We start from the raw sequence: 23,208 nt of genomic DNA on the forward strand, positions 1-23,208 counted from the left end.
TCCTGTTACCAAGACGAAAATCTTGATAACAGGATTCTTTTTTTATATACGTTTATTGCGCCTTGAGGGTCACTTCAAACTTCGCACCGACATCACCAACAAATACAATTTTGCCGTTGCTAGGAAGTTTGACTTGTTTAAGACCGCTAATGGTGAAGTAATTCACACATACACCATTCTCATCATAGACGGCAAAGGAACTTTTGGTTGGCAGCTCTACTGTCATTATCTTACCTGTTGCCGTTTCAGGAACTCCATACCATCTAGCATATCCATCTGATTGGATAGTTACCATAGATTGCGGGCCTGCATAAATAGGTTTAACCGCATCTTGATGTATAAACAATTGATTGCCAATCTTTAAATACTCCACACCATTTTTCTCTTCAAAAATAAGATCCGCAAGATCGCGTCCAGCGATGGTTGGGATTTGCACGGTCATTTCTGCTTTATTAGGCCCAGTTATTTTATTCGAGCCCATATAACCAGGTGCGTCAGGGAACATAGCGATTCCAGCTACCGGCATACTCATGTAATATTGGGAGCTGTACTTCTCGCTGACATCAAAATACAATTTCCCTTGGCGCTGCTGCCATGCAGTAGTGACCTCTTGAGATAGAGCATTAGGTTCAAGCTTCTCAGCTGCATATTGGGTAACGGCAGTTTCACCAAGTCCTGGAATCACCCCATACCCTTGACTCCAAAGATAGATACGGCCATTGCTCTCCTTCACAAAGCTAACTTTACTTGTACCCTCTGCATCTAAGAATTCACCGTTCGAATTATAGGAAAATTTCTGCGCCGGCATTGTAGGAGCTATAATTGAAGATATACTCAATTCCCCAGTTTTACTAACCTCTATCTTCATCAGTTGCGTAGAATCACCATAGACACCCGCATAGTTTAGCAATTCTTGCGGCATATCCTCTTTGTTCGAAGTTTTAAATGTAGGTGTAGCTTTCAGTTCCTTAATAACTCCCTTTTCCTGTAAAGCGCTGAGTAAAATTTCGTTGGCAAGCATCTGGTCCGTTGTACTTGATCCGCCAGAAGATATTACTGCTGCTGCCATCTGCTGCTCGGGCAATACAACTAATGAGGTATGATACAGACCTGTATCTCCACCCTTTGTCAAAGCCTTGATTTCGTACTGGTTAAATGGATATAAGTTCACACTGTCCCAGCCTAATCCATAAGCTAACGAATTATCGGTTCCTTTAGGCCATATTCCACGCTTATATTCCTCTTGTTCCATCGCTTTTACAGACTTTTCTGACAAAATGCCAGTCGATTGGCCTGTAAAAATAGTTGCAAAACGCACCAAATCCTCAGCAGTGGAATAGATACCACCTGTTCCAATCACGTTAATGGTTTCTTTGGGTAAAGCTGCTGAGTAGGTAGCATTATAGACACTAGCCAGCTGAGAAGAAGCTACAGAATCTACAGGCGTTTTCGTATGTTCAAGCCCTAGAGGTTCTGTGAAATTTTGATGAATGAATGTGGTAAAGTCCGTGCCACTGACCTTTTCAACAATCAACTCAGCCAACGTAAATCCATCATTACAATATACTGAGTAGGCGCCTGGATCGGCCTTCAGACGTTGTGTTGACAAAGTCTCTAGCAAACTATCTTTTGCAATAGGATCGGAATCATTAAATAAGAAAGAATTGGATAAGTTCGAGCCAGCAAGACCTGATGAATGATTCAACAGCATCCGTACAGTGATTTGCTTATAACGAGAATCTTCCATCGTAAAATTATTCAAATAAGATACGACTGAACCGTCCAAATCTACTTTTCCTTGCTCAACAAGCTTCATAATAGAAGCTGTTGTATACATTTTACTCGTCGAGCCAATACCATACATCGTTGTGACGCTTGGTGCTGTCTTACTCTCCACATGGCTAAATCCAGATTGACCGCTCACAACGATATTATCGCCATCAATAAGAGCATATTGGAGACTAGTCGTCCCCAGCTTCTCCGTTAAGAACGCCGCCTTCTCTGCTGCCACTTTCTGAGTGTTCACATACGTTTGCCCTTTGCTGCTATCCGCTGCTAAAACACTAGTAGGGACATACACCAATAGAAGCAATGCAACTAATAAGGATGCCAAATTTTTCTTCATACATAACCTCCCGATATGAAATCGTCATCCTTTAAAGGATAATTTATCCATGGAGTAATGTAAAGGAAGTTTATACTATTGGGATTATATATCTAATCTACTATTTCTACTCTATCTCCGATTCGAATTCCCCCTGTTTTGATTACTGAGGCATAGACTCCGAAATGCAAATCAAACTCTTTATGTAATTTTTTCAAAAGCACTGGGTCCTTCTGAAGACTATCCGGGTCCATCGTAATCACAACACATCTCTCACAAAAACTATCTACCTGTAGCTGTACATCCCCAATGTTGAGCCGGCGTCCAATCCAATCTCCTTCAAAAAGAGAATCATCATTCAGCGCGATAACAAAATTCCCGCGAAAACGCCGTTGATCCAAGGAATGCCCCCAGGTTGCCTCCAGTTTTTTTAAGCTGGCATCCGTAATGAGTAGAATACTAGCGCCATCCACGGATAGGAGCTGCGGATGTTCTGGCTGTGGATGTGCAGCTTTTAGACCAGACATAGTGATTGGAGTTTTGGTTTGGCTTTGGATTTCTTCCAATAGATTATCATCCCATCCAAAGGTTCGCCCGTCTGATGCCGTTACATGGATTTGTCCATCTATAAATTGCGCTTGATAGGTAAGCATATTCGGTATATTTCTAGCGGTGATATATCTTCGCCAGCCCTCTTTTGACTCATCGTAAAAGGAGCAAAAACGGTCACCAAGCATTCCATACGGTTCAATCATACAGCTTTCTAATTTTTCACCCGCAAATGACTTGACCGGGTAACGATTAATTCCTTGAATTTCACCAACAACTGATAACATAATACAACGCCTCCACTTGTCTTAAAATGCAACGTATCTTCCTATTCTACCTGATTTTATTTAACTGTTGTATGAATATCTAATAACCCAGAAATTTTATATGTTTTATTGAGTTATATGTTTTATACTATGACTGTTAGACATATTGCATTTTGAAATAACACTCACTCCCCCATAAAGAAGAGAGGTAACCTGCTGTGCGGACAAATGATTTTCAAGGTTTTGACTTTGTTTTTACTCAAGCCGTGATGGGTATGGCCCTTATTTCGCTTGATGGAACGTTCCTAAAACTGAATTCAGCATTATGCGACCTCTTGGGGTATGATGAAACCGAATTAACTACACCCTCTCCAACCGTCCGTACCCTTCTAGATCAGATTCATAAATTCATTTCACTAGGAAGCTCTCTTCCATCTACGAGTACTGATCCGCAGAGACTCGAAGTAGATTATTTCCATCCCACCGGACACCGGTTATCTTTAAAAGTCTCCATATCTATCCTTTCGGATGACATTGGTAAACCCATATTTTATTTTACTCAATTCGAGAATAAGACCCTGATCAGGGAAATGGAGACTCAGCTTCAGGTTGTGAAGACCCATCTACTTGAAAAAGAGAGCTCTTTTCTACAGCTGCTGGAGGAACTGCCTCAGCCCGTGCTTATCACTAGGGAAGGGATCGTTCTGTATGCAAATTCGGCAGGTTTACAATTAATCCATGCAGAAAGCCTAGATCAAGTGCTTGGTCTATCGACTATGGATATTGTCGACTACTCTAATTATGAAATTCTCTCAGAACGAAGAAAGAAATTCAACACTGATAGAACAACAGGTTCTGTCTGCTACCTGATTAATTGTTTAAATAACCAGCAGAAATATGTGGATGGAATTACATTGCCGATTATCTTCGAGGGAAACGAAGCGTACATTGGCATATTTAAAGATATATCCGAGCAAGTATTGGAAGATGAACGACTGATTCAGTCCGAGAAATTATCCACAGCAGGACAGTTAGCAGCTGGAATCGCTCATGAAATACGGAATCCTCTTACAGCCATTAATGGTTTTATGAAGCTACTGCGCTCTTCCGAGCGGATGAATGATAAATATATTTCCATTATTGAGTCAGAATTGAAACGCATCGAGTTCATCGTCAACGAACTGCTTGTCTTATCTAAACCCCAAACCACTCATATTAGTAAACCAGTGGATTTATTGTCTTTGCTGGAACAAGTCACCACACTAATGAATGGACAAGCTGCCCTAAAAAATCTCAAGATCCTCCCTGTCTGTACTGATCATTCCATTTGGATCAATGGTGAGGCTTATCAGCTTAAGCAGGTATTTATTAACTTACTTAAAAATGCGATGGAAGCAATGAATCATGGGGGAAACATCTATATTCATGTGCAAACCTATGACAGAGAAGCCCGAATCAGTGTGCAGGATGAAGGCTGTGGGATGACAGAGGAACAGATCAATGCCCTCGGCAAACCATTTTATACGACCAAAGAAACAGGAACAGGCTTAGGTTATATGATCACACAAAATATTATACATAATCATGGCGGAGCGATCTCTGTAGAAAGTATTCTGGAGCAAGGAACAACTTTTACTGTGAGTATTCCAACGATCATTACACCTGAGGAACCTATCATGTAGAAGTGAGGTATCGCAACATCATGCAAGAATGCCCCTAATTTTCACATTATAATGGTTATACATAATTGGAAAAGAAGGTGCAGCAATGACTCGTGAAGTTCGAACAGTAGTTTTCGATCGTGACTTAAAATTTGAGGCCTATCGATTCGAAGGTATTATGCAGAAGTTTCCCAACCATTTTCATGACTATTATGTCATAGGTTTTATTGAACAAGGAAAGAGACATCTGCTATGTAACCAAGAAGAGCATATTCTTAACAGCGGAGATGTGGTCATCTTTAATCCGGCGGATCCCCATGCCTGTGAACAGATAGACGGGAGAACGCTTGACTATCGCTGCATCAATATTCAGCCGGAAGTCATGCGTGAGTATGTGCTAGAAATTACCGGCATAGACTACTTACCGCGGTTCACACACAATGTCCTCTACCAAAGTGAACTGTCGAGCCCTTTACACGATCTGCACCAAATGATATTAGAGGATCAATCCGATTTTCAAAAAGAAGAGTTATTTCTATTTCTCCTTGAGCAGCTTTTGAGAGAATACACGGAGACAGAAACCCTCTGTCCCGCTCAAGAGCCTACTTCTGAAATTAAAATCATTTGCGAATACATAGAGTTACATTATGCGCAGAACATTACGCTGAACCAGCTAAGTGAATTGAGCGGCTTAAGTAAATATCACTTGCTGCGTTTATTTACCAGACAGAAAGGAATATCACCTTACCGTTACTTGGAAACTATTCGCATCAACCACGCCAAAAGGCTTTTAGAACAAGGAATATTGCCAATAGAAGTGGCCTCTCTAACCGGATTCAGTGATCAGAGCCATTTCACAAATTTTTTCAAAAGACTTATAGGCTTAACCCCTAAGCAATATATGCGTATATTTGTTCAACAAACGGGAGTAAAGTCATCAATGGAACTTACGAAATGATAGATCAACGCAAGATTAACACAGGACATCTGCTGGCATTACTTACGATTTTAATCTGGGGAACCACCTTTATCTCCACAAAAATACTGTTAAAAGACTTTACGCCTGTGGAAATTCTGTTCTTCCGTTTTCTTATTGGGTACTTTGTACTGTTACTGATCTATTCACGTCCAATCCGAACTACATCCTTTAAAGAGGAATTACTCTTTATCTCAGCAGGTCTTTGTGGAGTCACGTTATATTTTCTTATAGAAAATATTGCCCTAGTCTATACCCTTGCATCCAATGTAGGTGTAATTGTCTCCATCGCTCCATTTTTCACGGCGGTTATCGCTCACTTCTTTTTAGAAGAAGAGAAATTTCACAGGCAGTTTTTTATAGGATTTTTGATAGCCTTGGCAGGAATTATATTAATTGGGCTGAACGGGAGTTTTCTTCTCCAACTGAACCCCATCGGTGACTTGCTGGCATTGCTGGCACCTGTGGTTTGGGCAATATATTCAGTGTTGATGCGAAAAATAAGCCTACTAAAGGTTCATACTATAGGGGCTACCCGCAGAGTATTTTTCTATGGTCTGCTGTTTATGCTGCCTACTCTGTTTCTGTTTGATTTCCAGCTGGGTCTGAGTAGATTCAAAGAGATTTCAAATGTAGCTCACCTGCTTTTCTTAGGTCTGGGTGCCTCGGCACTGTGTTTTTTGACTTGGAATAAAGCTGTAGGGATTCTAGGGGCTGTAAAAACAAGTGTATACATCTATATTGTGCCTGTAATTACAGTGGCAGCTTCCGCCCTTGTTCTGAATGAAAAGATCACCTGGGCAATCCTGACGGGAACTTTTTTAACGCTCACCGGTTCATATATTTCCGAACGCAAACCTAAATAACCACACCATCTTTAACATTTAATAAAAAGAAGCCCCAGCAGCGTGATGCATACTGGAGCTTCTTTAAGTTTCATTCCATACTCAGAACAACGAGACAGGAATAAGCTTTCTTCCTCCCTTGATCAGGGTCGATTCCAGCATGTCCCCTTTGACGCCTCCAAAATAAAGCTGCCAATACACGCCAAAACGCACGCTGACATCATTCTTCACCAGCTCCGGCGGCGTAACAATCAGCCATTGGAATTTGAGCGCCTTGGAAATTTCGAAGACGGGGTCAAGCACGTTATTGGAGACCATTTCTCCGAAAGGATTGTCATATAAAAAGACCGTCCAGCCTTTATTCTCACGATTCACCCGTTTATGCGTCATGATCATCATTGCGACCAGCAGCTGTACAGATTGACGTTGCCCACCACTGCCGACTGCTTCATCCAGTGCGCCGCGATTAATAATCTCCCAGTCCGAATAATGATAATCTTCCGGTGCGGCGTAGAGGAAATAATTCTCCGTTACCGGTTTATACACTTGAAGTATCGGAAAGCGGTTCTGCAGCGCCGCATAGACAATTCGTCCGTCATTAATAACCTCTTTGATTACCAGCGCCGGCACTTGTTCTATCTTGGGATACTTTTTGAGCAATTCATTGATGCATTGATTGAAGTAGTCACTCACCATCGGCTCTACCTCATCGCTTGTTCTTGGCACATTGATATTCTTGTAATTCAGACGTACCAGCGGGAAGGCATAATTATTCTCGTTATGAATAATCATCCGGCGTTCCATTCGCTTCATAATATCAATGATTTGAACCACTCGTAGAGATGCCCGGCCAACCCACATCTTGCGGGAGAGATCCATGCCTTCCTTATCGCTTTGAATGCTCTCGATCTGATCGCGCGAACTGCGTAGCATGGAATCTAGGACTTGCAGTGCAATGGCGAAATTATCCCAATGGACCGTATTCAATCGATCTAGAATCTTGGTCTCCAGTTCGGAATTCCGTTCATTTTTCGTAAGTTTTTCGGTTAAGGAATTTTTCTCTTCCTTCACCTTTTTGGAGATCTCATCCTGTCTAATCCGGCTATCCTTAATGCGGAGAAGCCAGTCGGCTACTAGAGGCTCGCAGCTTTCTCTAACCCTCAGCGTTATTTCTTCTGGCACACTCCGTAGGTTGACGCGATCCTCAATATGCGCGTTCATTATTTTGATTTGATTGGATAAAGTCTGAAGGAGGACATCGATTCGGTCCAAGGATCTTTTACACTGATTAAGCATAAGCTCATTCGCTTGGCAGCGCTCCTGAATTTCTGTCTCCTTATCCCCTAGCGCCTCATTCCAAAGCTCCACGGCACGTTCATGTTTCTCTTTGATCCCCTTCTCTACTTTGCGCAACTCTTTCTGCAAGTTCTCCAATTCAGTCTGGCAGCGGATGTAACCGTCGTGAACAATCTGATAGTCTTCCTCCAACGAAGTAGTATCCGTCTTTTGGCGATTTCTTGCAGCCATAATGGTCTCAGACGTTTCCGTAGGTTCAGTCGCCTTCCGCCAATTCACATCCACTTGATTCAGGCTGGATTCAAGCTCAGCCAGATTCTCGCTTGCTGCTTTAATCTGTGCAGCTCTTGTCCGAACTTCCAGTTCATTTTCAGTTAATGATTGCTGTAGACTTTCCACGGTACTGAGCTGCTGCAAGAGAAGATTCTGCTCTACAGGATCTATAGGTATGACTTCTCCTTCATCAGAAAGCTGGGGATCTGTTGGGAAAACAATCTCAGGAAACCATCGTTGCAGTCTAGGGAACATCGCATATTCGGTTTCTCTCGTCCATTTATTGCGTTGTCCACTCAAGCTTTCCATTTGCACCTTTAGGTGTTCAAGCTGCTGATCTTTACCTGCTAACTCTTTGCTCACCAGATTCTTTCGTTCGATTATTTTTTGTTTTTCCTTATAATCTTGTTCCTGTTTCTTCGTCCGTTCAATCCAAGCTTGCAGAACCCCCGCTCTCTGCTCATGCTCCACACTTAGAACTTTGTTCTCAGCGAGCTCCCGTCCGATCCGGGTAAGCGTCCCTTCGTTCTCATCCATCTCATGGCTCAGATTGATAATGCTCTGCTGAAGTTCAGCCTGCAGTTTAATAAGGGCATCATGCTTGGCTGTAAGCGTCATGGTATTCTCAGTTTGGAATAAACGTTCATATTCTTGACGCACCGATTTTAACTTAGATAAATAAGCTTCAGAGTCCTGAAGGATCTGCTCCTGTTCTTTGAGTTTCCCCTGAATACTGCTCTTCCAATCCTGGAAACGATCCGGCTGCAAGACCATTTGCGGCCCTTGATTCGCAAAAAGCATGAAGTATGCTTGATGCGGAGCTGCCATCTCTTCACGGATAAAGATCGGCACCGCTGATTTAAGCAAGATGTCCTTCATCAGTTCCGGCTGAATTTTATCAGCTTCGCGCCGGGTCATAATCAAACTATATGGAAGTAACGGATATTGCTCCAGTTCTTCCTCACGTTCAAGATACGGACGGTCATTTAAGTAGGAACTACCTAGTGTTGATTGAATCTTTAACGAATCGAGTGTATCTTTGACCGTCAGAATATCTGAATTGGGTAGCCAGTAGGATTGGTTCTGAAGTTCCACATCCATGAGCTGATTATAGTAATCCCTTCTGGAACGTTTAGTCTGTTGCTCTACTTCATCTATTTTTCGGATAAAACGTGCCGGGATAACATCTTGTTCTTCAAAAAGGCCAGTAGCTCCTAAACGATTATGCTCTTCATACATTTCCAGCAGTACAACGAGCTGTGACCATAATTGGGATTCTTTCTGAGTCTGTGACTCAAGCAGAACCCCAAGCTCGTCCGCTTCACGCTCATAAGAACGCCGTTTCTCACTCAGCTCAGCATGACTCTTATGCAGTGCCAGCTTCCGAATCTCTTCCTGCTTGTGCTGTTCTTCCAAGTCTCCAATGTCTTGAAGAATCGTTTTGGCCGCTGAGATCGTACGCTGCAGGGCAGCTGCCGGAGAATGGGCGGCATCCTGCCCATATTGGGCTGCGAATGCTCCGAGTTCTTCCGTGTATTGGCGAATAGATAAGGTCAAATCATTGATCTGATTATCCAGCCCGGCCAGCTCTACCAAGAAACTTTCCCTTTCCTTGCGCAATCTTCTCTCTTCCGCCGTTAGGTCTTGCTGTGCTGTCCCAAACTCTCTGATCGTTTGCTGCCAGAGATTAAACACCACATCCCACTGTTTCCGCAGCTGTTCCTTGGCTGCCTGAATGACCTCCTGCCGTTCTTTCATCTCCAGAGAACCTTCGATAGCTTGAATTTCTTTTTGCCACTGCTCAATTTGCCGGGTATGGAGCAACCGTTTAGCCAGAAAATAAGCTACTTCAAGCTTCTTCTCTTGCGCTTTGGAATCCTCCAGCCGACCACGCGCACGGCTCTGATCATCACTGAGCTTCTTAAACTCTTCTTGCTTCAGTTCCGTTTCTTCCTTACTGCGTAAGTATTTAAGATTGTCTGTCTCAAAGCGCAATTGCTTCGCATCCTGATAACGTCCAGCCAGTTCATCAGCAATCTTACTTCGCTCAGCTTCTGCATTTCTCTGCTCTTCATAGATAACCGTATAGATTTGGCGTCCACGTAATTCCGTTTCTTGAACTACGTTTTCTGCTTCCACGCCTAGTTTTACCAGCTCATAAAGTGGTGCAGCCATACTAAGAAACTCTGTATAGACCTGCTCCCGCTGTTCAAGCATCGGCAAGCGCTGAGCCACTGTTGCTGTATCGATAAACATCCGCTGCAGCGTATTTTCGTCTTCCTTTAATCCTTCATTCAGACTAGATCCGATTTCAGGAATAATCAGCTTTTCGAACAAGTTATGATTGGTGAAGGCATCATTTTTTTTAAAATAACCTTTGATACCGCCCTCTTCACCATTGATCCGCCGCATATTACGCCACTCGGCGATATGGATATCCCGGGTAGCCAGGAAGTCATAATATCTTTTCAAATCCGAGCTATGGCTGCCAAAAGGTACAATCTCTCCCCGCCGATCGCGCACAAATTGCTGGATCGTTTCAAAACTCGTAGGTTCAGCAGTCACCTCGTCAAATAACGGCAACGTTGATAGCGTAAGTTCAGCCGCTTCACCGTAATCTGTAAGTGCGTACAGCAAGTAATCCACTTTGATATCCTGCTGATCAAGCGAATTATGTGCCGTCATAGCGATTCCCGTGGTCATATACTCATTGCGCTCATTGTTGTCGAGATGCCATTCGATAGCTACGTGAAAAGTGTAAGGTTTAAGTTGTTTTTTATGATTATGAAAGAATGCCTCAACCTGGTTCTCACCGTCTTTGCCCCATGGTGTTTTGGGCATCAATAGCTGGAAAATAGATTGTAGCAGCACGCCCTTTCCACCGCCATTCATGAGCGTAATAAGCGTATTAGCGGGTCCCTCTTCGTTGCAGAGGTCCAGAATCATGTCGTCGTATTTCTTGAGCATCTTCTCGTATTTAAGTCCTGTAATTCGTATGCGTTCAATCCGCGGCATAGGTAGCACCGTCTTTCTCAGCTAAAGTTCTTCCAATGAGGCTCTTTAATTCCTGGTATCGATCGACATCATGATATAAATAACGCATTCTCTCATAAAGCTCTTCCCGAGGAAAGATACGCTTCTCTGTTTCAGAGATGAATACGAGTTTCTCCTCTTCCAGAAGTTTCATGCCTTCATGAATCAGCCCAATTCGTGAGCCTGCGCCTCTGGTCAGAAGATCACTCTCTTCCTGACTCTTAGTCTGCATGTAAAGACTGGTCCATACCTTAAACATCGCTTGGATATCAAGCTGCCACTGCTGGCTGAATCGTCCTTCCTCATCCATCTGAATCCACGTCTGAAAGAGCGAGGACACCTGATCAGCAATTTGAATATAGGACATACTGTCCTGCCCCGACTTAAAATGAGTCTCATCCTGATCCATTTCGGCTAGAAAAACCAGGATAATAATATTGATAATATGTAAGTGAGTTTTACGCTCAACACGTGAATATTTGTTCTTCAACTGGGTGAAATTGGTTGCAAACACTGACCCTAGCGGATTAACTAGCAGATGGAGACGGTGCCCGGAATTCATCACCCGACAGCCCCCTTCTTTAGCAACATACTGAAGTGCATCATAAGTTCCTGCATCCTGAAGGCATTCTGCCGCTGCAGGGTCATCGAGAGGAATTACTTTTTTACGGAGCAATTCAAAAAATAGCCGCGAAGCTTGCTGTACCTGTTCTAATGTATAACTCATGTTAGTAACTTCTCACCTCTCCACGATCGTAATCATATATGGACTCATATCCAGACCAGGACACCGTACCCTTGAGGCTGGTTCTGGAGCAATGCTCGTCCGCAGCGTTTTGCCGCGTAAACTCTCCAACAGAAGATCTTCTGCAAGCACATATTGGATTAGCTGTTGGCATTCATCAGAGACGCCGCTACCACCTTCTGGTGCCTGTTCCTGCACTAAAATATCTGTATGAAAAAACTGCACCCACAGATCAACAGCATCCGGTGTGTTTGCCCACCCTGTTAGTTCTTCGGCGGAAAAAGCGTCTGCAGTAAAGGTAAAGCTTCCCTGCTCAGCCAAGGCAGCAAAAACCGGCTTCCACAGCTCCACTACTCTTGCCCACGGAATACCTTTAGGAATATATTGAACAGGCTCAGTGTCCACCTCATCTTCGAAATCATCCATCATTAAGTCAGGGATAAACCCTACCTCTTGTTCCTCCCAAGCCCAAGGAAGCGGATAAACGAAGTCCTGATTCGGAGCGAATAATCCGCTGAGCAGCAGTTCAAGACTGTCACCGCTTGGCAGACCCTCCTCTTTCACCCATTCCTCCCATACATGTGTACGGAAGTTAAACCCGGCTGCTCCCCAGAATAATTCAGGGAAGTTCAACCTTAAATTGGTCTCCATCTCAAAAATATTCAACACTACCTCAGCCAGCTCATCGTGTACACGCCTAGAAAGCTCGACTCGTTCAGAGAGAATACGGATCTCATTGAAGTCGATCACGTCTTTCTCATCATTGGCCAGCCGGGCCAGAGAACGGTGAATACTGTCAAAATGTTTGCGTTCCTCCTCGAACTGATGATGAATCTCTTCGAGTCGCTGATGCCGAGCTACTCCGAATTCACTAAAAATATGCTTTGGATTGCGGCGTAACGCATTGCGGTATTCTTGCTGTTGCTGGGTCATCTTGCGGACACGGGAGATCAGTTCATTAACATCCTGAAGAGCCCGAGTTACGCGCCCATGCTTTATATGCATTTGAATCTCGAGCAGTTTGATGCTGATCTGAAATTCATCAATAATCTCATGGCTCATAAAAATGAGCTCCATTGCATATTCAGAGAGACGATAGATGGTTCTGCCGTTCTCTTCCCAACTGCTGCGAGTCGCATCCTCATCCACCGTGAAATACTTATATTTCTGCACGGACATTTGCCGGGTCACATCATCATAGAAAAAGGATTCGAAATCCCCACCATTCCCGCTCCACAATAAACCGTCCACGAGACGCTCTACGGATTCGGTAGTCCCAAGATTGGCGATATTAAAACGTTCCAGCGCAGTCCAAGTAAGCTCAATAATATCCTCTTTGGATCTTCTCTCATTCGATTCTAGCTCCAGATAATAGACTTGCAGCAGAACGCTTAAAGATACCATTTCTTTGTAAGGTTGGATTTCGCCAAGGTTCATGCCAGCACCCAAATTCCACAGGGGATTCAATCGTTTGTTTCGTTCGCCAAAATCCGACCAATTCATCTTTCTGCTAACCTCGCCATCACTTCATAATTTAAAATTTCCTGCGGAACTCTCCGGTCCTCTTCCAGCAATCGTTCCATATATGACTTTAGTTCGGGATAATTAGAGAATTCTTGAAGTACATTGTGTAGATGATCTGGGTTACAACTCTGGGGAACATTATACATATACGGTTCCTCAGTCAGTTTCATCATCTGCTCATAAATAGGGAGCGCCAGTCCAAGGTTTAAATCCGGATAACTAACCTTTAGTTTACCGTATATGTCCAAACCTGCTTTATCCATATCCCCGACATATAACAAGGTGGTTTGAAGGGGGTCAATATCCAATTCTTCAAGAAAGAGTAGGCTACTATCAATCTTCCAACCTTCACCGTAAATTAGCATGTCTGGAAACAGACCACAGATCTTCTTTTCACTAAGCATTAATCGTTTGGCTGAATGGAAAAGACTTATTCTCCACAATAAGAATATTCCGAACGGGAACTAATGAACTGAAGTAAATAAATGGCTCCCTTGCGTTTACACTTTTTAAACTTTCCAGCGTAAGTTTAAGTCTAGTAAGAAATTGTTTACCTTCAGTTTCGGAGAGCCACTTCTCCTTACCAAACAGTTCCAGTGACCTTTCTTCTGTTGTAATGATTTCGCGATCCTTCGCCGTACGCAAAAAATTAGATACCTGCACAATCTGATCCCAAACCTCTTGTGTCTGAGTTTCAGGACGAATCAAGTAATAATGAAGATCCAGTAGATTCTGTACGCTTAACACGGCTGAAGGATCCCACCCCACTTGAGTTGAAACACTCTTATTTAACCAAAAATATGTATACATATAAGGCTGTTTAGAACTCATCGGACTGGACTTCACCGGTTCTAAGAAACTTTCAGCAACAAGCTCGTTTATACTATCCGCCAAAACACGAAATCCTCCGGCCCATAGATATTCTTCCTGTGTTTTATAAGCAGAACTAATGACTTCTTGTTCAATGCTGTCAAGATTTATTTTTCTTCTCCCTGTACGCACAGTTCCGTACTTATTCTCCAACAAATTAATTATAATTACTCTCAATTCATCACCCTCACTAAAAGAAATAAAACCCCTATACATCCTGTATAGGGTTCTGAAGCACGGGAATATATGTTTCTATTATAACAATCCTTCAAAGGTTATGCTATTTTTGTTAAACAAAATAATAGATTCTATTGTTTACACTTTCCTATCAAAAAAGAGGTTATACTACGGATTTTCACTTTAACACATAGACTTTTTTACAGTGTTAGGTATCGCTAGAACATAATTAGGGAAAAACTCCCTGAAAACAGTCGATATTCGCTCTAAATGATCTGAATTAGGGAATTGCTCCCTAAAAATCAGGGAAATCTCTTCATTTTCCACCAAATCAGCTAAATAATAGGGAGGTTTTCCCTAATTATTAGCCGGATGACAAAAGATCGCAGAATTACAGGGAGAAATTCCCTGATTTTTCTGTTGAAGCTTCATTAACCCTTATAGACTCCGCAAAAAAAGACTGCCCCAAAAACCATGAAATGGCTGAATGGGACCGCCCTTTTTTATTAACTACTCGGCAACTCCTGGCGTAAACGCCATACAATACTGCTCAAGTGTGCTATTAGATAGAGGCATGACCTTAACCGTACGGAACTGATAATGCTCATAAACGGGCAAATTGCTCGGTGTCTGTGTCTCTAATGTACATAACGTATTGCTCATACGACATTCCGCGAGTAGCGGTGTCATGATTTTTGATACATATCCTTGACCTCGATATTGATCCTGCACTGCAAGCATATCCAAATGTTTATACTTCTGATCCCCAAACATTGATAACCACAAGGAACTCATACTACGCAAAATAGATAAACCACGTATAAATCCTCGCACCCCAATGATTCGGCAAATCGGTAATGACTTAATTATCGCAAAGACAATCTGTTTCATATACCTGACGTTCGAAATCACTGTCCCTGTCTGACGCTCCGAATGGAACACTAAAGCCACTGCTTCAAAGTTAGTAGAAGTCGTTAGTAAATCCGAATATGGATACAACATCTCAATGTAACGATGAAAAAAAATATTCAACACGCGTAATCGGGTTGATTCATCAGGCAAGATATGCTGATATAACGGATCATTTTTGGCAAATGCTTCGGCCAGAACACTGGCTGCTCTTGGAATATCATGCTGCTGAATTTTTAGTACTGTACTACAAATAGTTCCACCTCATTTAATAGTCTTACGAATTAGTATAACTCGTTCAATTGAATATGGCACGATGGTTCTATTGTCATTTCTTTATTGAATACGATATGATTGAAAAGATTACAAAAATACTGGGAGGTAAAATGGAAGATATTATACTGTGGCTTAAATACTTGTTTCTAGGGTTTGTTCAAGGGGCAACTGAGCCAATCCCCGTCTCTTCGAGCGGCCATTTGATCATCGCACAGAAATTGCTAGGCTTAAAACAAAATGGGCTATCATTTGAAATCTTAACAAATACGGCTTCACTAATTGCGATTTGTTTTATTTTCCGCAAAGATATCGGAAGATTGATCACTGGATTCGTTCAATTTATTCTGACCCGCAAAGAGGAATATAAGTCGGATTTCCTCTTCTCTTTGTACATCATCATCGGTACCTTGCCTGCGGTAATTGTTGCCTTACTCTTCAAGGATCAGATTGAGGATATCTTCTCGTCGGTTCATACCGTATCCATCGCCTTGCTGGTTACAGGGGTAGCTTTATGGTTGATCCGTAACCTTCGCGGACGTAAACAAGATGGTGACTTAAAAGCGAAGGATGCAGTTATAGTCGGACTTGCCCAAGCAGTCGCCCTTATTCCTGGGATAAGCCGCTCTGGTGCAACTGTCATCTCTTCCATCGCTGTGGGAATGAAGCAAGAAACTGCTTTACGCTTTTCTTTTATGCTTTATATTCCTGTCAGTTTGGGCGGACTCGTTATGGGCGCATCTGATATTGCCCACGACCCTAACCGCTCGCAGCTAGCCATTCCATACTTGATTGCATTTATTACTACACTTATCGTTACTTATTTCTCCATGCGCTGGTTTATGGGGATTATGGCTAAAGGTAATTTGAAGTATTTCTCTTATTACTGCTTCTTAGCTGGGATACTTCTCCTCATCTTTATGTAAGTCATAATTTCAATTAAAAAACCTCATGACAATCTCTGAGATCACAGAGAGAGCATGAGGTTTTTTTATATTATTTCAACATGGATATTACTTCATCGCTCGACCGGATCTTACCTATGCGAGGGAAGATAGTTTTGCATACATAATCATGCTCTTCTTTAGCCATCGCGGTCATAGCATCTTCTACAAAAACTTGATGATAACCAAGCTGATAAGCTTCTCTAGCAGTAGTATCCACACCAATCGAGGTAGAAATACCACATAATACGATCGTGTCTATACCGCGGCGTCGTAACTGCAAATCAAGATCTGTACCGAAAAATGCCCCCCACTGCCGTTTGGTAATCAGATGTGCATTTTTGATATTCGCTAATTCTGGTACGATGTCGTCCCAACCTTCTGGATAGGTCACGGAATTCATTTTCAAATCAGTTTTAGGTTTAAGCATATCTTGCCCATCTAGCCATGACACCCTCACCAGAACAACAAATCCTCCTTTCTCCGTAAAGGATTGGGCTAATTTGCTGGCATTCTCAACCACTTGAGCACTTGTATGCGGCCCCTGCTTTGGACTGTGGACAATTCCCTGCTGCAAGTCGATCACGACTAACGCCGTTTTACTTGCCTCAATACTTTCAGATGCTAAGCTTGTTAATTCTTCCATTGTCTTCTCTCCGATTACTATCAATTTTTGTATACTACAATTACCCTATATTACCCAATAGGTGTCCCATTAGGTAATTTAATATCTGGCTTCAAGAGAACCACATCCCCTTTATCCAGTATTCCTCCAAGAACTAATACTTCTGATTGGAAACCCGCAATATTTCGAGCAGGAAAGTTAACTACCCCAATGATTTGTTGCCCTACAATCTCTTCGGCCTTATAACGTTTAGTAATCTGTGCACTTGATGTTTTGCTTCCGATATCTGGTCCAAAATCAATTAGGAGTTTAATCGCAGGTATTTTTGCTTTTGCAAAAAACTCCGCATTAATAATTGTTCCAACACGAACATCAAGTTTTAAAAAATCATCAATAGTTACCATTTGCCAACCCCCTATTTAGCTAAAATATTTTCCGACTGCTTATTTACTTATTTTGAATGTTGTACTTTAAAGATTTCGCCCAAAAATACATTCCCATACCGAATAAGGTTATTATGCCACCTATAAACTGGAATAACGATATAGTTTCCCCTAATAATAGATATGCAAGGACTATAGCAAGAACAGGCTCACCAATAATCCCAACCGAGACAGTAGTTGCTCCAATCGACTTTAACAAAAGGTTAAAGATGTATTGACCAAAAATAGTTGGAATTATTGCAAGAAGCAAAAAATAAATCCAATCTGATGAAGCATAATTAATTAATGAGACATTATTTATCAAATTGTACACGAGCATAACAGTACCACCAATAAAAAAGACGAAAATGCTGTATAGACTTGCATTGATTTTGCCGCTTACTTTTTGCCCGGCCAACAGATAGACTGAAGCAAAGAATGTGCCAATTAACGATAAACCATCGCCAATTAGTGCATCTTTCGAAACCCATATGTCTCCCCATGCAATAACAATCGAACCTAAAAGAGCAACAATCAGGCAAAAAACGGTTAGCAGGTTAACATGTTCTTTGAATAAAAAGTAAGACCCCATCATAACAAATAGCGGCTGTAACGATAAGATCACCATGGAGCTTGCAACTGAAGTATAGACCAAAGATTCCATCCAGAATAAAAAGTGTAACCCTAGAAATAGGCCGGATAAAATAACGATGACCCAATCTTTTTTATTCATCTCAGTAGACCGAGCCATTTTCCCAGATGTAAAACAGAGCATGATGATTACAGAAATAAACAATCTATACATCCCGGCCACTGAAGTAGGTGTATCTGAAAGTTTAATCATGATTGAAGAGATAGAAACGGACAAGATACTGATAAATAACAGAATAAACGGATGAAATAGTATAGACGGTTTATTTGAACTAACCATAGTTCCTCCAAAATGTGTGACAATCCCTGTGCACAGAATTGTATGATAAGTCTAGGCTGGATATAATAATATCACCGTCATGGTCTATATTGTGCAACTATATCTTTAATTTATATAGAAATATCGTCAAATAAGGAGAATAAGCACTTTGAAAAAGCAATTGCACGAATCCATTCAATTTCCTGATGATGCATTTCCATACATCATGTACACTCATACCAATTATGAATCTATTCCTAATGGCAGAGGGGTTAACGATCTACATTGGCACCAAGAACTACAAATTACTTTAGTGACCAAAGGGAAACTAACCATACAAGTCAACGGAATCAATTATGATTTAGAAGCAGGTCAGGCCATCTTTATTAATAAGAGCGTACTTCATATTGTTACGTACCTTAACCAAGAGGGTGAATATGTTAGTTTTAACTTCCCAGAGAAGTTACTTGCCTTTTATTCTGATAGTGCAATGGAAAAAAAGTATGTACTTCCGTATACCAATTCATTCTTGTTAAGTTTAGAAATCAAAGGAGATAAGGACTGGCATAATCAAATCCTACAAATTCTTTGGGATATGAAAAAAGAATTTGAATCGAAAAAAAATGGGGATGGGAGTACGAAGTTTCTATCAAAACAGTCCAGTTATGGTTAATCCTTATATCAAATTTTTCTCTATCCTCTGAGGAATCGTCTAAATATAACAGACTCCAGCAAGAGAGACTACAATTAATGCTTAGTTTTATTCACAAAAACTATTCTAATAATTTGACATTGAAGGAAATAGCAGATACAGCACATCTAAGTGTATCGGAGTGCACTCGAGGTTTTAAGAAAAGTATCCATATGACTCCGTATTTCTACTTAATTAAATATCGCATTAATAAAAGCTGTGATTTGTTAATAGCAACTGACTACACGATAACTGAAATCGCACAGCGAGTTGGTTTCAATAACGCAAATCACTTTATCCAGTCTTTTAAAAAACACTTAAACATAACTCCTAAGGAGTTCAGAAAAATTAGAAATGAACGAACTTAAAAAATCAAAAAAGGCAGAGTCGATCACTTTGTCTGATTGCCTTGTGTTAGCGTAATTTCGATGTCCTTCGTAAATCTCGAATATATTTCCAAGACACAAGCTTAATGTTTTCATTTTCTAATAGTCTATGATTTCGGGATCGCCATATAAACGATACCCCACTCTTTTCCAATAAAGTTACGTTTATATCTTCAACCTTTTCGTCCTGCATAAATTAGTGTTCAATTCTCCTATATGATAAACTTGCAAGAAGTTATCTGCTATTTATCTATTAATAAAGGAGCGGAAAAATGAGATGGGCAAAAAGAAAAAAACATTACCCGCCAATTTTGCCGAGCTGGTTAAAACGAATGATATATCTGCCTTAAAAGAGGTATTTGAGCTATGCGAATGGGATGCCCGTGGGGGTTACAGCAAAGGTACCGCCCTCAGCTTCCGGCAAATACCGGATGAAATGGTTTCCTGGCTTGTGGAGCAGGGTGCTGACATCAACGCTGCCGACAACTATAAGCGTACCCCTCTTCATGCTCAGGCTGCAACCTGGTCCGGAAATGTCCCCTTACTCCTTGAACTAGGTGCAGATATGGAAGCTCTGGATTACCAGAATGAGACACCGCTGCACTCAGCAGCAGCTTCTTACAAAACAAAAGTAGTGCGTGATCTGGTGGTACGCGGCGCAAATGTCCATGCAGAAAATAACCGAAAAAACACACCTCTCGCCAAAGGATTATTACAATGCCGGAATATCGATATAGTTCACATGGCAGAAATCTCGCGAATTATGCTGGATGCAGGAGCAGTAATCACGCCGGAGATGAAGGAATCCGTGCGGCGTATCGGCAAGGATTTTGAATTCGTCAGAACAAATTACAATAAAGATCGACTGGAGGAAACTGCAAATGCTCTCCTGGAGCTGTACCGGCAATTTGATGTCGAGCCTATAGCGAAACTGCAGAGACATGATGGAATCTCTCCTATCGAGGTAACGGAAGCCGCATGGCCCGCACAGCACCAAGAGCTGTGGGATTTTCTCGTCCCTGCTTCAGGACACGCGACAACGGTGCAGGGTGAGGTTATCCGCATCACAGGGCGGGTGTCTCATGAAATCCTTAATAATGGCGGAGGAAACTGGGATGCCGATTACCGTAAAATGCTGGATGCACTGATACGGCATTTTAGCACGGGAACGCCTTTAGAGCCCGTCCTTCTTCAAGAGGCAACATCACTCGCCAAACGGTTCCGCAACATCGCTGGCAATGAGCAACCGGCCAGATTATGCGAGCTGGCGGTGCGATGGGTACTTGCCAATCCTCAGCCTATTTCTATGACACAACCCGATTATTCCCGTTAAGTCTATCCAGAATCCTTAACGTTGTCTATTAGTTAACTAAAGAAAACAAAGAAACGCCCCGAAGAAAAAACTTTGGGGCGTCAATTTGCATATATTCTAGATCCAACAAGTTTTAAGGATAATGACGAGAAGAATGTAAAGCACAAGAATTGTACCCGTTGATGTCCAAGGATTAATACAAACTGGAGCCTTTTTTTGTTCTTGAACGCCCCCAACACAATTATATCCCATTTTAATCCCTCCCTAATTACTTTTTTAAATTTCAATTTCACAACAGCATATGACTATGTATCATCAAGTGATTGGGCATTAAATAACTTTGTCGCTTGTATCTAAGCCTATGACTCTATTCATTTTCTTTACCTTGACAAGCATCTGTTACTTTATGCTAATATAGACAAATCAATAACGTTGATATATCATCTATTCTTCTATTAGGAGAGATCATATGGATTCCAAAGACCCGCTAGGTTTAGTTATTCGCGATTTACATTTGGAAATAGCAAATTATTTAACAAAATTGCTTGCCCCTGTTCGACTTGCGCCTGAACAACATTTACTTATGGCTTTGTTGCTTGAGAAAGAAGGTTTATCTCAGAATGAGATTGCTAATAAACTCGGGAAGGACAAAGCCAGTGTTGCCCGAATGATCGCCAGCTTAGAGAGCAAAGGTTATATACGCAAAATAACAAGTACGCAGGATCGTCGTTCAGTAAATGTTTTTGTCACAGACGAAGGCAGAAAATTAGAGTCTACAATAAATGAGGTGACTATTAAATTAAACGAAGTTATCGCAACAGGACTATCTCCTGCGGATTATTCAACACTTAAGACTTTGTTAACTCGTGTGCAGGATAATGTAAGAGATGCTTAAAGCATTTCTCTCTCCCTTATAGTTGATATATCATCTATCATGCAAAAATAATCCGAATCAAAATTCTGAAAAGAGGTTCATCATTATCATGGAATCAACATCAACTGTTCAAGTTAAACGTCCCGCTCTTATGGCCTTCTCGCTTATGCTAGGTGCATTCGTCGGGCTATTCAGTGAAACCGCCTTAAACATGGCTTTTACAAATTTAATGGATGAATTTTCAATCAACGCCTCAACGGTTCAGTGGCTAACCACAGGATATTTACTTGTATTAGGAATCCTCGTTCCAATATCCGCCCTATTAATGCAATGGTTTACCACTAGACAATTATTCACAGCTTCTTTACTATTATCTATCGTCGGCACATTAATTGCTGCCCTCTCGCCCAATTTCACCTCATTATTAATTGCACGATTAGTGCAAGCCTTAGGGACAGGCTTATTGCTTCCATTAATGACCAATATTATTCTTATTATTTTCCCTGCACATAAACGCGGAACTGTCATGGGAATGATGGGACTCGTTATTATGTGTGCACCGGCCCTTGGACCTACTCTATCTGGTTTAATTGTAGATCATTTGGGCTGGGAGTATATCTTTTGGATAAGCTTACCTTTATTGTTATTTACATTAGGTTTCGGATTAACATTCATCAAAAATGTAGCCAACATCACAAAACCTAAAATAGATGTTTTATCCATCTTGCTTTCTACTCTTGGATTTGGTGGAATCGTCTTTGGTTTTAGTAACTTTGCTGATCATTCTTTGAGTGAAATCATTGTTTTGCTGCCTCTTATTATTGGTTTCATCAGCTTGATTTTGTTTGTATTACGGCAATTTAAATTGGAAACCCCAATGCTGAATTTACGGGTATTTAAATATCCTATGTTTACGATAGGTCTTATAATGCTCTTTTTAGGGATGATGATCATTTTATCTTCTGCAATTTTATTACCTTTATATTTAAAAGGAGGTTTATTGTTATCGGCCACAATGGCTGGTACTCTACTTCTTCCAGGCAGTGTTATCAACGGGGCTATGGCTCCAGTTACGGGTAGAGTATTCGATAAATACGGTCCGAAATTATTGCTGCCGCTTGGATTTTTTATCGCAACCATTGCTGGTTTTCTATTTACAAGAAACTCTACTGAAACCAGTAGCCTAACCTTTATTTTAATACACTGCGCAATGTTTATCGGATTAGCTATGGTCATTATGCCCGCTCAAACCAATGGGTTAAATCAATTACCCGTGAAATACTATCCGGATGGGGCTGCTGTTATGAGTACACTTCAGCAAATTGCAGGTGCTCTTGGTACAACGTTCGCTGTTACGCTAATGTCTAGCGGACAAACACGATTCGCAAACACACATCCAACCGCTGCACAGCCTGAAATATTAACCGCTGGAATTACACATGCTTACTTATTTATCGCAGCAATTGCAGGTATTGGATTGATTATATCGTTATTTGTGAAGCGTATTCGAGTGTATTGATTTGTATGTGAAAAAGACAGTGGA

The 23,208-nt window shown here is 41.5% G+C and carries 19 protein-coding genes and 1 pseudogene; 8 read left to right on the forward strand and 12 right to left on the reverse strand.

Annotation, left to right across the window (positions count from 1 at the left end):
• Positions 1–52: 52 nt before the first annotated feature.
• Both MHH50_RS19650 and MHH50_RS19655 read right to left on the reverse strand, forming a co-directional pair.
• On the reverse strand, positions 53–2,125 hold the full coding sequence (locus MHH50_RS19650; RefSeq protein WP_076307662.1) for a serine hydrolase domain-containing protein: 2,073 nt from the start codon (positions 2,123–2,125) through the stop codon (positions 53–55).
• 92 nt (positions 2,126–2,217) lie between these two features.
• Complete coding sequence (locus MHH50_RS19655; protein ID WP_076281544.1) at positions 2,218–2,940, reverse strand: MOSC N-terminal beta barrel domain-containing protein; 723 nt, start codon at positions 2,938–2,940, stop codon at positions 2,218–2,220.
• Between the two features lie 197 nt (positions 2,941–3,137).
• Here MHH50_RS19655 and MHH50_RS19660 point away from each other — a divergent pair, with 197 nt between their 5' ends.
• From MHH50_RS19660 to MHH50_RS19670, 3 genes are all read left to right on the forward strand, one after another.
• Positions 3,138–4,601, forward strand: a complete 1,464-nt coding sequence (locus MHH50_RS19660; protein WP_254847671.1) for an ATP-binding protein — start codon at positions 3,138–3,140, stop codon at positions 4,599–4,601.
• Positions 4,602–4,686: 85 nt separating this feature from the next.
• On the forward strand, positions 4,687–5,538 hold the full coding sequence (locus tag MHH50_RS19665; protein WP_076190650.1) for an AraC family transcriptional regulator: 852 nt from the start codon (positions 4,687–4,689) through the stop codon (positions 5,536–5,538).
• Entirely contained in the window at positions 5,538–6,422 is an 885-nt protein-coding gene (locus MHH50_RS19670) for a DMT family transporter (RefSeq protein WP_256716018.1), read from the forward strand. The genes MHH50_RS19665 and MHH50_RS19670 overlap by 1 nt, the downstream gene beginning before the upstream one ends.
• Before the next feature lie 81 nt (positions 6,423–6,503).
• Here MHH50_RS19670 and MHH50_RS19675 read toward each other — a convergent pair whose 3' ends face one another.
• From MHH50_RS19675 to MHH50_RS19700, 6 genes are all read right to left on the reverse strand, one after another.
• Complete coding sequence (locus tag MHH50_RS19675; protein WP_076307660.1) at positions 6,504–10,985, reverse strand: hypothetical protein; 4,482 nt, start codon at positions 10,983–10,985, stop codon at positions 6,504–6,506.
• On the reverse strand, positions 10,972–11,730 hold the full coding sequence (locus tag MHH50_RS19680) for a DUF6063 family protein (RefSeq protein WP_076190642.1): 759 nt from the start codon (positions 11,728–11,730) through the stop codon (positions 10,972–10,974). Before MHH50_RS19680 ends, MHH50_RS19675 begins: the two co-directional genes overlap by 14 nt.
• 12 nt (positions 11,731–11,742) lie before the next feature.
• A complete protein-coding gene (locus MHH50_RS19685; protein ID WP_076307659.1) occupies positions 11,743–13,251 on the reverse strand; it encodes a hypothetical protein in 1,509 nt (502 codons plus the stop codon).
• On the reverse strand, positions 13,248–13,676 hold the full coding sequence (locus MHH50_RS19690; protein ID WP_076307658.1) for a hypothetical protein: 429 nt from the start codon (positions 13,674–13,676) through the stop codon (positions 13,248–13,250). Before MHH50_RS19690 ends, MHH50_RS19685 begins: the two co-directional genes overlap by 4 nt.
• Positions 13,669–14,319, reverse strand: coding sequence for a hypothetical protein (locus MHH50_RS19695; protein ID WP_076307657.1), 651 nt, complete (start codon positions 14,317–14,319; stop codon positions 13,669–13,671). The genes MHH50_RS19690 and MHH50_RS19695 overlap by 8 nt, the downstream gene beginning before the upstream one ends.
• Positions 14,320–14,829: 510 nt before the next feature.
• Positions 14,830–15,381: a GNAT family N-acetyltransferase gene (locus tag MHH50_RS19700; protein ID WP_340033295.1), complete on the reverse strand. Its 552-nt coding sequence runs from the start codon at positions 15,379–15,381 to the stop codon at positions 14,830–14,832.
• 233 nt (positions 15,382–15,614) lie between these two features.
• Between MHH50_RS19700 and MHH50_RS19705 the strand changes: the two genes are divergently transcribed.
• Positions 15,615–16,427: an undecaprenyl-diphosphate phosphatase gene (locus MHH50_RS19705; protein WP_036688882.1), complete on the forward strand. Its 813-nt coding sequence runs from the start codon at positions 15,615–15,617 to the stop codon at positions 16,425–16,427.
• 70 nt (positions 16,428–16,497) lie between these two features.
• Here MHH50_RS19705 and MHH50_RS19710 read toward each other — a convergent pair whose 3' ends face one another.
• The 3 genes from MHH50_RS19710 to MHH50_RS19720 are packed head-to-tail and all read right to left on the reverse strand — an operon-like array spanning position 16,498 to position 18,423.
• A complete protein-coding gene (locus MHH50_RS19710; protein WP_076127313.1) occupies positions 16,498–17,091 on the reverse strand; it encodes a hydrolase in 594 nt (197 codons plus the stop codon).
• Positions 17,092–17,141: 50 nt separating this feature from the next.
• Complete coding sequence (locus tag MHH50_RS19715; RefSeq protein WP_076281507.1) at positions 17,142–17,474, reverse strand: tRNA-binding protein; 333 nt, start codon at positions 17,472–17,474, stop codon at positions 17,142–17,144.
• A gap of 43 nt (positions 17,475–17,517) precedes the next feature.
• A complete protein-coding gene (locus MHH50_RS19720) occupies positions 17,518–18,423 on the reverse strand; it encodes a DMT family transporter (RefSeq protein WP_076218162.1) in 906 nt (301 codons plus the stop codon).
• Between the two features lie 148 nt (positions 18,424–18,571).
• On the opposite strand from MHH50_RS19720, the pseudogene MHH50_RS19725 reads away from it, so the two are divergent.
• Both MHH50_RS19725 and MHH50_RS19730 read left to right on the forward strand, forming a co-directional pair.
• Positions 18,572–19,461, forward strand: a pseudogene (locus tag MHH50_RS19725) (AraC family transcriptional regulator).
• A gap of 295 nt (positions 19,462–19,756) precedes the next feature.
• A complete protein-coding gene (locus MHH50_RS19730) occupies positions 19,757–20,812 on the forward strand; it encodes an ankyrin repeat domain-containing protein (RefSeq protein ID WP_340033297.1) in 1,056 nt (351 codons plus the stop codon).
• 96 nt (positions 20,813–20,908) lie between these two features.
• On the opposite strand, the gene MHH50_RS19735 is transcribed toward MHH50_RS19730, so the two are convergent.
• A complete protein-coding gene (locus MHH50_RS19735) occupies positions 20,909–20,989 on the reverse strand; it encodes a YjcZ family sporulation protein (RefSeq protein WP_232061537.1) in 81 nt (26 codons plus the stop codon).
• 271 nt (positions 20,990–21,260) lie between these two features.
• Between MHH50_RS19735 and MHH50_RS19740 the strand changes: the two genes are divergently transcribed.
• Both MHH50_RS19740 and MHH50_RS19745 read left to right on the forward strand, forming a co-directional pair.
• Positions 21,261–21,686, forward strand: coding sequence for a MarR family transcriptional regulator (locus tag MHH50_RS19740; RefSeq protein ID WP_076218165.1), 426 nt, complete (start codon positions 21,261–21,263; stop codon positions 21,684–21,686).
• 82 nt (positions 21,687–21,768) lie between these two features.
• Positions 21,769–23,184 (forward strand): MDR family MFS transporter, encoded by a 1,416-nt coding sequence (locus MHH50_RS19745; protein ID WP_143759977.1) that lies wholly within the window; start codon positions 21,769–21,771, stop codon positions 23,182–23,184.
• The last annotated feature ends 24 nt before the right edge of the window (positions 23,185–23,208 follow it).

The organism is Paenibacillus sp. FSL H3-0302 (assembly GCF_037982245.1).
GTDB classification, from domain to species: domain Bacteria; phylum Bacillota; class Bacilli; order Paenibacillales; family Paenibacillaceae; genus Paenibacillus_AQ; species Paenibacillus_AQ odorifer.